At 58.0% G+C, this 12,143-nt stretch carries 14 protein-coding genes; 13 read left to right on the forward strand and 1 reads right to left on the reverse strand.

Annotation, left to right across the window (positions count from 1 at the left end; genetic code table 11):
- Positions 1-20 precede the first annotated feature (20 nt).
- Positions 21-881 carry a LysR family transcriptional regulator gene (locus AACV31_RS05415; protein ID WP_075199321.1) on the reverse strand — a complete coding sequence of 287 codons (861 nt, stop codon included), beginning with the start codon at positions 879-881 and terminating at the stop codon, positions 21-23.
- A gap of 243 nt (positions 882-1,124) precedes the next feature.
- On the opposite strand from AACV31_RS05415, the gene AACV31_RS05420 reads away from it, so the two are divergent.
- The 13 genes from AACV31_RS05420 (at position 1,125) to AACV31_RS05480 (ending at position 12,128) form a co-directional block, all read left to right on the forward strand.
- Positions 1,125-1,871, forward strand: coding sequence for a 2OG-Fe dioxygenase family protein (locus tag AACV31_RS05420; protein WP_075199322.1), 747 nt, complete (start codon positions 1,125-1,127; stop codon positions 1,869-1,871).
- Positions 1,855-2,337 carry a GNAT family N-acetyltransferase gene (locus AACV31_RS05425; protein ID WP_075199323.1) on the forward strand — a complete coding sequence of 161 codons (483 nt, stop codon included), beginning with the start codon at positions 1,855-1,857 and terminating at the stop codon, positions 2,335-2,337. The genes AACV31_RS05420 and AACV31_RS05425 overlap by 17 nt, the downstream gene beginning before the upstream one ends.
- Entirely contained in the window at positions 2,319-3,041 is a 723-nt protein-coding gene (locus tag AACV31_RS05430) for an AzlC family ABC transporter permease (protein ID WP_075199324.1), read from the forward strand. Before AACV31_RS05425 ends, AACV31_RS05430 begins: the two co-directional genes overlap by 19 nt.
- A complete protein-coding gene (locus AACV31_RS05435; RefSeq protein ID WP_007765791.1) occupies positions 3,017-3,343 on the forward strand; it encodes an AzlD domain-containing protein in 327 nt (108 codons plus the stop codon). Before AACV31_RS05430 ends, AACV31_RS05435 begins: the two co-directional genes overlap by 25 nt.
- Positions 3,344-3,438: 95 nt before the next feature.
- Positions 3,439-4,875 (forward strand): methionine--tRNA ligase, encoded by a 1,437-nt coding sequence (locus AACV31_RS05440; RefSeq protein WP_165156464.1) that lies wholly within the window; start codon positions 3,439-3,441, stop codon positions 4,873-4,875.
- Positions 4,872-5,336 carry a hypothetical protein gene (locus tag AACV31_RS05445; RefSeq protein WP_165156465.1) on the forward strand — a complete coding sequence of 155 codons (465 nt, stop codon included), beginning with the start codon at positions 4,872-4,874 and terminating at the stop codon, positions 5,334-5,336. The genes AACV31_RS05440 and AACV31_RS05445 overlap by 4 nt, the downstream gene beginning before the upstream one ends.
- The gene (locus tag AACV31_RS05450) at positions 5,327-5,797 is read left to right on the forward strand and encodes a GNAT family N-acetyltransferase (protein WP_105537589.1); all 471 of its coding nucleotides are present in this window, start codon (positions 5,327-5,329) and stop codon (positions 5,795-5,797) included. Before AACV31_RS05445 ends, AACV31_RS05450 begins: the two co-directional genes overlap by 10 nt.
- Positions 5,785-7,038 carry an alpha/beta fold hydrolase gene (locus AACV31_RS05455; protein WP_165156466.1) on the forward strand — a complete coding sequence of 418 codons (1,254 nt, stop codon included), beginning with the start codon at positions 5,785-5,787 and terminating at the stop codon, positions 7,036-7,038. Before AACV31_RS05450 ends, AACV31_RS05455 begins: the two co-directional genes overlap by 13 nt.
- 4 nt (positions 7,039-7,042) lie before the next feature.
- Complete coding sequence (locus AACV31_RS05460; RefSeq protein ID WP_165156467.1) at positions 7,043-8,680, forward strand: amino acid adenylation domain-containing protein; 1,638 nt, start codon at positions 7,043-7,045, stop codon at positions 8,678-8,680.
- Positions 8,658-9,308 carry a cupin domain-containing protein gene (locus AACV31_RS05465; protein ID WP_075199330.1) on the forward strand — a complete coding sequence of 217 codons (651 nt, stop codon included), beginning with the start codon at positions 8,658-8,660 and terminating at the stop codon, positions 9,306-9,308. The genes AACV31_RS05460 and AACV31_RS05465 overlap by 23 nt, the downstream gene beginning before the upstream one ends.
- Positions 9,305-10,354: an NAD(P)/FAD-dependent oxidoreductase gene (locus AACV31_RS05470; RefSeq protein ID WP_234006169.1), complete on the forward strand. Its 1,050-nt coding sequence runs from the start codon at positions 9,305-9,307 to the stop codon at positions 10,352-10,354. Before AACV31_RS05465 ends, AACV31_RS05470 begins: the two co-directional genes overlap by 4 nt.
- Positions 10,351-11,265, forward strand: coding sequence for an amino acid ABC transporter substrate-binding protein (locus tag AACV31_RS05475; protein WP_161589917.1), 915 nt, complete (start codon positions 10,351-10,353; stop codon positions 11,263-11,265). The genes AACV31_RS05470 and AACV31_RS05475 overlap by 4 nt, the downstream gene beginning before the upstream one ends.
- Positions 11,262-12,128, forward strand: a complete 867-nt coding sequence (locus AACV31_RS05480) for an alpha/beta hydrolase fold domain-containing protein (protein ID WP_075199332.1) — start codon at positions 11,262-11,264, stop codon at positions 12,126-12,128. The genes AACV31_RS05475 and AACV31_RS05480 overlap by 4 nt, the downstream gene beginning before the upstream one ends.
- Positions 12,129-12,143: the final 15 nt, after the last annotated feature.

Genomic DNA, 12,143 nt, shown 5'->3' on the forward strand with positions numbered 1-12,143 from the left:
GCCTTTACGGTAGCGGCGACTTAAGCGGTCAGTGGGATCTCTGGCAGATGCACCACATTGTTATAGAACGATTCCAGATCGTGTTCGGTCAGAATCGGCTCTTTCATTATCAGATGCACATCAAGGATATCCTCAAAGCCCGGCAAAATGTTCAGGCCGTTCGCCAGCGCCAGGTCCTGCGAAATAATCCCGATGCTGTTAAAGCTTTTCATCAGGGAGACGGTAATCAGCTCGCTCCCGGAAAAAATCACGCTCGCCTCCTGAAGGAGCGGCTTATGCCGGGCGGTGAACTTATCAAAACTCGCCGAATAGGGGCACTCCGCCAGCGGCTGCACCAGCGTGGTGGCGGTCGCTGCGCTTTCCGCCGAGCAGGCCGCAATCACTTTGATGTGCAGTCCGGTCAATTTAATGCTGTAGAAGCCAGGCGGTACGTTTCCGCCCAGCACTACCGCAATGTCCGTTTCGTCTTTCGCGATTTTCACCAGATTTTCCGGTGATTCCGACGTGCTGAAAATCACGCTGTAATCGCTCAGCTTGTCGATCATAAAGTTAATGATTTTCTTGTTGGTATCGACAGAGAAGGTGCTGTTGAGGGCAATTCGGATGGGGGTTGTGGTGCTTTTTTTAAGCTGTTCGGCTTTCAGACGCAGATGTTCGGAGGTTTTGACGACATTCATAATATAGGGCAGTAAATGTTTTCCCTCTGGCGTCAGCACCGCGCCTTTATTGGTGCGGTTGAATATTTTAAATCCGAAATATTCTTCCGCTTTGTTGAGCTGTGCCGCCAGCGCCTGAATGGTAAGGTTGGCCTCTTCCGCAGCGCAGGTTAACGAACCCAGCTGTGCAGTTTTTAGCAGGTTTCTCAATACTTTAATATCCATATGTCACCTCGTGACGTGCCGGTCCTTCCTTTATATCAATGGCCATAAGAATTATCAATTGATCGCCAGCCGCTATGTTGGTTGAAAACTCCAGCTTTGGCTTCGTTTTTAGTCGGATAGTCCTCAAACACCCTTGCTTAAAATGGTTATGAAGGCGCCTGAAAAAGAATTGAATATAAATAACTTAATTAACTGGTAGGTTAAATCGAAATCAACCTAACCCCTCGGATGAATATAGAATATATGTTACAGCTCAATAAAAACATCGGCGATGACCTGAGAAAAAATAAAGCGGTAAATGTTCTGGGTTCTGATTTCTCACTAGTTGGCGGATTTAGCGATTTCGTTAAATTTACGCAAAGCTGGGAAACCATGGGCGTGGATAAATTTTATGGTCAGGCCGATCGCGGCACGCGCTATCGCCGTTACAGCGATTTTGATTACAACCCGGTAACCAAACTATTAACCCCACTCGGCCATCGCGCATATGAGCAATCGGTAGAACACAATAAATATGTCGGTGGTATTGAACGTCATTTTGATGATATTACCACTGAGGTATTAGATTCGCCGGTATTACGCTCGCTGGTAGAGCTCGATTTCAATGTGTATAAAGAAGTCCTGCCGCCGGAGCTGCATAATGAAGTCTGGCAGTGCCAGATTCATCAAATTCGCATTGAGATTAAACCGGGGTGCGAGCTGGAGATTACGCCGGAAGGTATTCACTGCGACGGTTACCCGTTCAGCGGCGTACACTTTTGGGGCCGCCATAACGTCGAAGGCGCCATGAGCCAGGTCTTTAAAAAAGATGGCACGCTGGTGGATTCCGGCACTTATCGCAATATTCTGGATACCACATTCTTCCTTGATCGTGAAATGCTGCACTATGTGACCAGCGCGTTTAATCCGACAGAGGACAAGATGGGTTTTCGTCAGATTATTGCGGTGTCGTTTTCAAGACCGGGGACGGAATATGATATCATCAAATAATCTTCAGATTATTTCCTCTGATGCTGATAAAAGCGCTGCGCCGGAAGGGCTGGTTATTTCTAAAGCCACATTAAATGACGCGTGCGATATCGTTAGTTTTTTAAAATTCTTTAAAGAGGTGGCCTTTTGCGAATGGCAGGATGAAGATCATATTCGCAAAATCGTCGCTGCGGATAATGCCCGCTGTTATGTCGCTAAAGATGAAAATGGCGCTCTGGTGGGCGCTATTATCGGCGGTATTATGGGTACGCGCGCCACGTTAAATCATATCGCCATATCGCCCATTTTCAGAAATAACAAAATTGGTACGGTACTGACGAAAACCATTCTGAACGATTTTTATCTCAGCGGTATTAAACGTGTCTTTCTGTTTATTGAAGATAAAAACCAGGTCGCGTTCAATTTCTGGCGCTCCCAGGGATTTCAACCGACCACAGGAGAAACGACGTGCGAACTGGATCTTTAAAAAACCTGAATTACGCCGAGCGTAGCGATTTTAAAGAGAGCCTGTTGAACGCCTCGCCAATTATGGCGGGGTATTTTGTCGTCGCGTTTGTGTTTGGTGTGATGTGTCTGAACGCCGGGCTGCCGGTCTGGTTCCCGGCGGCAATGTGCCTGTTTGTTTACGCGGGTACGGCGCAATTTGCTGCGCTGGCGCTGCTTACGTCTGGCGCTTCGCTGTTGCCCATCGTGCTTTCGACGCTGCTTATCAATTCCCGGCATATTTTGATGTCGATGTATATGTCGAAGAAACTCGGGAATGTCGGCATGTCTGGACTGAAAAAATCCCTCTACGCATTCGGGCTCACCGATGAATCCTTTGCAATGCACAGCCAGCGCCTGGAAAGCCGTATCGCCACGACAGCGAGTTATCTGCTGAGCTTTAACGCCTTTTGCCACCTCTCATGGATTGCGGGTGGGTTCGCGGGCGCCGTGGCCTCGGAGTATCTGGCGAAATTCATCAGCTTTAAGCTCGATTATGCACTGACGGCCATGATGCTGTTCGTGCTGGTCGCGCTCTGTAATACCGCCGGTAAGCGCCTCGTCGCGCTGGTCTCAATTGCGACCACGATCGGTATGAACTTCATCCATATTTCACCGTTAAACGTCTTCGTGGCGACGGCGGTCGGTTGCGGAGTCGGCGTATGTCTCAAGAAATCTTCCTCCTGATTGTCATCTTCTCCATGATGGCGGTGACGTTTGCCATCCGGCTTATTCCGCTGCATCTGAGCCCGGAGCGCACGCCGCGCTTTATTAACGCGGTGATTGAGTACATTCCGGCAGCGGTGATTTCCAGCATTACGATCCCGGCGTTGTTCTTTCCACAAAACGCGGGGTTCAGTTTATATAACGCCAGCGTTCTGGCGGCGCTTCCCGTCGTATTCACCGCCTGGTTTACGAAGAATTTAATTGTCAGCGTGGTGGTGGGCGTTATCTGTCAGGTGCTCGCCAGCCATTTTATTTTTGGGTAATTCGGTTTCGTTTTTCAGCAGTTATCACGATGTCGCCCGGTAGTTACGGGCGATGTATTCAGGCTTGCTTTACCACGGATTCAGGATAATTCCCGATGGCGAAATATATTGTGACGATCACCCCGCCAACGCCGAACGGCGATCTGCATCTGGGGCATCTTTCCGGACCGTTTCTGGCCGCGGATGTGATGCGCAGAACGCTGCGTGACAGGGGACATGACGTCTTATTTGTCTGCTATAGCGATGATTACCAGAGTTATTTACCCCGTAAGACCCGTGTATTGATGCGCCAGCCATTCGATTATGGCCGCCTGATGCGTCGCGCCATGAACCTGTCGCTGGAGCTGGCGGATATCCATCTCGACCACTTTATGCAGGCCGCCGACAGTCGCGCTTACCGGCTTTCCGGCGAGCATTATGCGGCCTGCGTGTCTCATCAGGTCTCGCTGCGCCCGGCGAAAACCTTTCATTGCAGCGCCTGCGATCTCTATGGGTACGAAGGTTTTGGCCGCACCCACTGTAACTGGTGCGGGACATCCTCCGACACCAGCCAGTGCGAACACTGCGCCCGCGTGCCGGATGTCGAGCAGATAACGGCGATGACCTGTATGTCATGTCAGGGGCCGATGTCACCCGTCAGCGTGAACCTTCACGTCTGGGATATTGGTCAGAACTATCCGGCGGTGGCCGCGGCGTTGCGTAACCAGCCTCAACGCGCCTGCCTGACGCAATTTCTCGACGAGGTGCTGGCGGACACGCGCGCGCAATGGCAGATAACGCGTCCCGGCGATGCGGGGCTGCCGGTCGCCGCGCTCGATTATTACCCGCTCCACACCTGGTTTTTAGGGATGGCTGGCTACCGGGCAAGCGTCATGTCTTTCCTTGAAGAAAACCCGTCGCGCGGCAGCTTTGCCGAGTGGTGGTCGCCGCAGACGGCGCTGGTGCATTTCCTTGGGTTCGACTGTTCCTACAGCCACGCGGTCGCCTACAGCAGTCAGCTGCTGGCGGATGACACCGGGCCGCGCCCTGGCGCGTTTCTGACCAACCGTTTTCTGAAGCTGGATGGCGAAGATTTCTCCACCAGCCGCGGGCACGCTATCTGGATAAAAGATCTGACAGGGCTTTATCCTGCCGATGCGATTCGCCTTTATTGCGCGCGCTATGCGCCGGAAACCGAAGTGAAAAACTTCAGCCGTACCGATTTTCAGCACTGGTATCAGTCGGTTTTCCTGCCGCTGGCCGCGCATATCGCCGACGCGACGCCTTTCACCGCTGCGCTTAGCGCACAGCAAGAGGCGCAACTTCTTGAACATCCGGCGCGGCGTCGATGGGTTGAGGCTTCTTCACTGAACGCATTCTCTATCTCCGCCATGGCGGAAGCTCTGCTGGAACTGGCGGCGTTTATTCAGGCCACGCCTGCGTTTTCGGCATCGGCGCAGGCATGGGACGTGCTGTCGGAAATGGCCTCGCCGCTCTGCCCCGGGCTTGCGCAGAACATGCGGCATTCCGTTCAGCGGAGCGTGGCGGCATGAATACGTTTCTCTATCAGCCGCGTAACGCCGTATTTCACGGCGTGCTGGAGCTCGACGCCCGGCGGCTAAAAATTTACTGCATCGCCAGCCAGTCGCAGGCGCACCAGTCGTTGCCCGATAGCGAGCGCCAGCGCGTCCTGTTGCGCGAGGCGCTGAGGGATGACCACTGGCCGACCGATCATCAGACGGGATTCGCGATTTTTCACTTCGCGAACGATGGCGTTTACCTGCTGGTCAGCAGCTGGTGCGACGCGAATATGCTGCGTCACCGGGTTTTCATGCTGTCGCCGCAGGGACATCTGGCGCCGCTGGACGCAAGCCGCATCGTCGCCTGCGTCTGGGAACTCGCGATTATCTGGCACGAGCGCAACCTCTGGATCCAGGAGGTGATGGCGCAAGCCACGCTTGATCCTGCAGGCGTTCAGCGCTACCTCACGCAAGGATATGAAGGATGGGTCTGATCATTCGCCGGTTGCAGCCGGACGATCTCACGCAACTGACGGCGCTGTGCGCCGATCATGCCGCCTATGAAAAGCTGGAGTACGTGCTGGAGTATCAGGCGGAGCGACTTCAACAGGCCGTGTTCGGCGAACCGGCGCGGCTTTATGTCTGGGTGCTGGCCGACGGGCAACAGCTGCACGGCTATCTTTCCGCCACCCTGGATTATTCCACCTGGTCCGCAGCGCCCTTTGCATATATGGACTGCCTCTATTTACAGGAGCCGATGCGCGGCAAAGGCTTTGGTCGCCAGTTGCTGGCGACGCTGGCGGCGTTCGCTGAAGCCAATGGCTGCCGTCAGATCCAGTGGCAGACGCCGCCGGATAATCTCTCGGGCATCGGTTTTTATCAGACTATCGGCGCGCAGGCGCTGCCAAAAAGCCGGTTTCATCTCAATAAAGGCGTCGGGCTATGGGAACGTTAAGCGTGTCGCTTATCGATAACCTGCTGGAAGAGCTGACCGCCCGCGACGCGCAGGCGTTACACCGCCTGCGCCTCTCGCGGTCGCCGCAGGATATCGACGCGGCGCTGCTCACGCGAAGCCCGGTGATGCGCAAACTGCCTGAGCTGGCGCGCAGGGAAGGCATCGCCTATCTGCATGCGCGGCTTCAGGCGCCGCAGGGCGAAGAGATTGCTGATACCGCGCTGTTTTCGTTACTGCTGGATGGCCTGGCCGACGCGCTGCTGGCGGATGCCGGGCTGAATACGCTCAAGCCCGCGCCGGACGTAGCGGGTTTCTCGCTGCCGCATGCGCTGGAGACTGACTTTGATCGCCATGAGACCGCGCGCGGCGCGGTGTATGTCAGCAAACGGCAGGGAACGCCGCTGGTGGTGACCGGCGCGCTGGGCATTCCGTTGCAGGCGTGGCAGCGCCTGGTTGCGGACCCTCAGGGCTGGCGACTGATCCTGCCTGAATTGCCGTGCGGCACGCTGCTCGAAGGCGGTATGCGCAGCGCGGCGGATGTGCATGAGTACGCCGATATTATCGGGACCCAACTGGCCGCTCTGGCGCTTCCCGCACGGCCCTGGCTGCTCGGCTGGTGCAACGGCGGGCGTATCGCGCTTGAGCTGGCGCGCCGCCTGCGCGAGGGCGTCGAGGGCGTCTTTTTGCTTTGTCCGACGCTGCGTGACGCCAGCGCTCCCGACGACGGGAGCGTGTATGAAAACAAACTACAGCAACTGTTTAACCTGGTGCTCGGCAACCCGAAAGCGGCGCCGTCAGTCGCCATGATGGCCGGTAAACTTCTGGCGGCGCCGGACACCTCGCGCCTGACGGGCGCGGAGTATCTTGCCGCGCTTGGCGGGCTGCCGCGCCGTTCTATGGCGGGCGCGCTGAGCGTGCCGATGCAGGATGCTGATTCACTGCTGAATTACGCCCGGCGCACCGCGAAAGATGAAGCATTCGCCCGGGGACGTGATTACCGCCATTTGCCGATGCCGGTGTATCTGATTCAGGGCGCGGATGACCCGGTTGTTTCTAATTCACAGGCGATACGCTGGCTGCGTGAGCAGTTAACCGCTTTCGAGACGTTTCAGATAACCGGTGCGGGGCATGTTCCACAGGATTTACAGTTCCCCTGGCTGATGGCCCTACTTAACCATGCCCGGCAGGGTCAGCGCTCGTCGCTGCCGCGCCGCGTTATCCACCTTCACGGAGAGCATTAAGACGATGCCAGTTTTACCTTACTGGGCTTACCAGGCCGAGGCCGGGCAGACACGCGACTATGCGCCTGGCGAATTATTCGCGTGCGGCGTTGCCCTTCACCCGGATAAAACCGCGATTAGCGACGGCAAGCGCCACTATACCTTCGCCCAGCTGGAAGCCATGGCGATGCGTCTTGGCCACTGGCTGGCGGACCATGGCGTCAGCGCGGGCACCAGGGTGCCGGTGCTGGCGGAAAAACATGCGCTGATGCCGGTTATCGCTGCCGCCTGCTGGAAACTCGGCGCGGTCTATGTGCCGCTCGACGGGCAGTTGCCCGAAAACCGCTTGCGCAAGCTGCTGGCACGTCTTGCCGGGCGAGTGACGCTGTCTCTCAGCCGCACGCCGCTGGCGGAAACTGGCCCGTGGCTTAGCGGGGATGCGCTGGCGCAGGTGTGCGAAACAGGAAATACCGCGCCGCTGGCCTGCGCCATTCCGCATGACGATGACACGGCGTACATCATTTTTACCTCGGGTTCGACCGGCGAGCCGAAAGGGGTGGAAATCAGCGTTGGCAGCATGAAAACCTATTTCCGCGCGCACAACGAGGTGCTGCGTTTCACGCCCGACTCACGCGTTTTCAGCCTGTCGCCGTTTCATTTTGATGTCTCAATTGAAGACACGCTGCTGCCGCTCTCGCTTGGCGCGTATGTTTACCAATTCGCTAGCCTGCACGCCGGGCCGGTGATGCGCGCGGCCATCGCCCGCGAGCAGATAACGCACCTGATTGCCGTTTCGACGCTGTTGACGCTGATTACGGAAGGCGGAAAACAGATAGCTCCTGAGCACTTCTCATCGCTGCAAATGGTGATGACCGGCGCGGAAGTCTGCGATCCGAAAATCATTAACCTGTGGAAGCAAAACCTGCCGGGTATTCGTCTTATCAATGCCTACGGCCCAACGGAAACCACCATCGTCTGCCTTTGCTACACCATTGCGCAGGCGGATCCGCGGCGCGCCACCAGCTGGCCCATCGGGATACCGCTGCGGGATGTTGAATGCCTGGTGCTGGGCGATAACGGCGAGCCCGCGTTGCCGGAGGCGCCCGGTGAGTTGTGCATCGGCGGCCCGCTGGTCATGAAAGGGTATCTCGATCAGCCGCAGGAAACCGACAAGGTCATTTTCGTGCGCGATGGCGTGCGCTATTACCGCACCGGCGATATCTGCCTGATGCAGTCGGATGGCAACGTGCGCTATATCGGGCGTCGCGACGATGAAGTGAAAATTGCCGGGCGTCGTATTCACCTGGGCGAAATCCGACAGAAATGCCTTTCAGGCGTCGGCGTGGAGCGCGCTGCCGTCCGGGTAATGGAGATCCGTGGCAAAGCGCAGATAGCCGTCGTGCTGACTGGCAAAAACGTGGCGCGGTTGCCGCAAATCGAAGAATACCTGCGAAGCGAACTACCGCATTACATGCTGCCGACAATCTGGGGCTGGGCAGATGACGTCAATCTGAGCTCTACCGGTAAAACCGACGAGCGAACGCTGCTCGATCAACTTTTCAGCGCCGCGATGCAGAACCCGTGCCGCTATTTTCAGCGCCCGGAGGGCGACACTTTTATCCCGTTAAACGGAGTGGGCTATGAATCAGCAATCCCCCTTTGAACACGTAGAGCAGGCAATCCGCGCAAGCGTTACGGCGATGCCTGCCATTTCGCTGGAGGCGCAGACCGAGCTGTATACGCTGGGCGTCGACTCACTGACCACCATCAACATTCTGCTGGCGCTGTCGGAGGCGTATCAGGTGTCGCTTGAGCAGTTTGTCGATGATATCGGCACGCTGGCGACGGTGGGCGATTTAACGGCGCTGGCCGGGAAGTTCGCCGCAGCGGCCGTACCTGCGCCGGGCCCGCAGGTGAAGTTTTTCAGCGAGCAAACTTTGCATTATGAATATGGGCTGGATGGCATCCGCACGTTCCCGTGGGAGGGCGTCAACACGCCGATAGGTTCCGGATACTGCATCGTGCGGCCAATGACCGAAACGCTTCGTCATGTGAACCAGCCTGCCGATGAAGACGAGTTGTTCATCGGCATTGAAGGGCGCGCCACGGTCATTATCGATGACCGGGAGTACCCGTTTACCAAAGGCGATCAGATATTTATTCCGCGTGGCAGCAGCCATTTTGTGCGTAACGATGGCGATGCGCCGTTCCATTTTTTCACGGTCTGGTGGAACCAGGCGGGCGCCAGAGATTATCTGGATCGCGAAACCGGCGCAGGCACGCGCGCATGAACCCGATGCGGGATCTCATCATCATCGGCGCGGGGCTTGCGGGCAGCGCACTGGCGTCGTTCGCGAGCCGCCTCGGCCTGCGCGTGCTGGTGCTGGACGTCACCACGCCGGGCGCCGGTGGAGCGACGGCGCACTCGCGCGGCATTGTACGAGTCTACGATCAGCACCCCGTTCTGATGGAGATGAATCGCGACGGCGTGACGGAGTGGGCGCGTACGGCGCAGCGCTGGCCCGGCGTCTTTACCCGCTGCGGCGTTCTGTATCTGTTGAAAGACGAACATCGCGATAACGCCCGTAGCGCGATTGATGATTTTTCCGACGATGATTATCCGATGGCTTTTATCGAACCGGCGCGAGCACGAGAGATGCTGCCTGCGCTGACGCCGGATGCGGGCGACGTCATTTTATGGGAGCCGCTGGGCGGATATGTTAACCCGCGTCTCGCCTGTCAGGCATTTATCGCGGAGGCGCGCCAGCACGGCGCGCAGGTTCTGGAAGGCACCCGCGTCAGCGCGGTCAACCAGACGAGAGAAGGCGCCAGCGTCACGGCGGGAAGCCAGACGTTTACCGCCCGGCTGGCGGTGGTGGCGGCAGGGGCGAATAGCGTCACGCTTGCCGCCGACTGCCCGGTTTTTAGTCGCACAATTCCACTCAGCAGCCTGTACAGCCCAACCGGTGAAGCGCCAGGCGTTTGTCTGCTCGATGAGCGCAGCGGCGGTTATCTGCGTCCCGATGGCCGTGATGTCGCGTTTGTCGGCGGCGCGCCGCAGCATGATGCGGCGCGGCCAGAGCAACTGCAATGGAGCAAAGCGAATCAGCGCTATCACCAGAAGCTGACGCAACATCTGCTGCCCGGCAGTGATTTACATGTAGTTGACGGGCGTGACGGTTATGACGGCTATACCGCAGATCTTCTGCCCGAGATCCGCCTTGAGAAAGACAAGGCCATTGCCCTGTTTTGCGGTTTTTCCGGTCGCGGCGCGAAATACATCCCCGCCGCCGCCCGCCGCTTCAGCGAACAGATAAAGGAGCGACTGTACGCATGAAACGTATCGCCTGCGTGGCCTGTCTCGATCCGAAATTTTCTATTCATACACACACTTTTTTACGTGCGGTAGTGCTGGCGCGGCATTGTCTGCTGGGGCCGAGCGTACAGATCCGCCTGTTTGATGACAACGCCAGCCGTGAAGGCGCCTTACGCGCGGCGCGAGATATCCTGGCCTGGTCGCCGGACGCCGTCGTGGGGCATTTCGCGTCCGCCGCCGCCGACGCCGCCGCGCCGGAATATGCCGCCCACAACGTGCCGCTGTTTTTACCTGCCGCGACCGCCAGCCATCTGACGCGTAACGCCACCACCTGGCGACTTTGCGATAACGACGCGGATTACGTGGCATGGCTGAGCGAACAGACAGAACTGGCGCAGTGGTGTGTCGCGCCGCCGGAACATGACGGTTCGCTGCATGGCATCAGCGTGGCGGAACAACTGGCGGCGAGACTGAGGCTGACGCCTTATGGCACGACCCGCCTGTTCTCCGGGCGCTATGCGGCATCGGTTCGTTACGCGATTCGCTGGGCGCATACCGATCTGCCGGGCAGGCTGATCCTGACCGATGACGCGGGCTCAACGGCGCTGGCACCGGATTTGCTGGCGCACGGCATCAACCCTGATCGGCACGACATTCTGATTGCGGGTATCTGTCCGCACCCGGCGGGTGAAACCGCGCGGCGCGTGCGCGAGATATGGCGACGCCGCTGGGGCGGCGAGCCGGGCACTTATCTGTGGGAAACGCTGGCGGCGCTGCAAACCGCGGCGCGTTACCCCGAACTGCCTGCACAGACTGTACTGGGGCCGTTACGGTTCGACGATCGGCGGGAAAGCCGTCCGTCCAGTTTCCGACTCTGGCGCGTGACGCGTCAGGGGCTTATCGCCTGGCAACCGGCTCCGGAGGTGGTATGACGCAACTGCAACCGATCGCGAAGGATTTCGCCAGCCTGCTGGCCGTACGCAACGTCATGATGTCGGCCGGTGTGAAAGAGGAAACGGATTATGGGCGCGCGCGCGTGGCGCGCTGGATTGCCGGACTCTCCGCGCCGCTTGCCTGCCAGATGCGTGAAGAAGAAGGCATCCGGTGCTTTTATCCGGACGAGGTACGCGATCCGCAGCCGATTTTTTATCTCCACGGCGGCGGTCTGGTCTACTACTCGACGGCGGTTTTCGCCCCTTTTTTAAGCGCGCTTTGTCAGCGTACCGGCCGGAAAATTTATGCGTTCGACTACCCGAAAGCGCCGGAAACTCCCATGCAGGATTGCGTTGACGCGCTTGAAAGACAACTGGCACAGTGGATGACCCTTTCGCCGCGACCGGCTCTGGTCGGTGACAGCGTGGGCGGCTTGCTGGCGCTCTGGTTCGCCAGCGGGCCGCTCGCGGGCGCGTTTTCCAGCCTGCATTTGATTTACCCGGTGCTGGCCCGCCATCACGATTTCGCGTCGTTTCGCGAATTCGGCGAGGGCTACCTGCTGGATGCCCAGACGATGCGCGGGTTCGCCAGCCACTGGCTACCGTGGTGCGGCGCGCAGCAGTTCGATCCGCTCAGCCCGGCTTTCGGATACCGCGCGTTGCCGCCCTGCACAGTCCATACCGCCGGATATGATGTTCTGAAGGATGAAGGCCTGGCGTTTGTCGCCAGGGCCCGCGAACACGGAGGTTCGCTGACGCATTATCACCACCCTGACATGCCGCATGACTTCTGTCTGTATGCGGGGAAACTACCAAGCGCACAGCGTGCTGTGGATCGGATAGCAGCCGCGCTAACCCACTGAATGGAGTAAGAACGT

Origin of the sequence: Cronobacter sp. EKM101R, from assembly GCF_963888145.1 — a bacterium.
GTDB lineage: Bacteria > Pseudomonadota > Gammaproteobacteria > Enterobacterales > Enterobacteriaceae > Cronobacter > Cronobacter turicensis.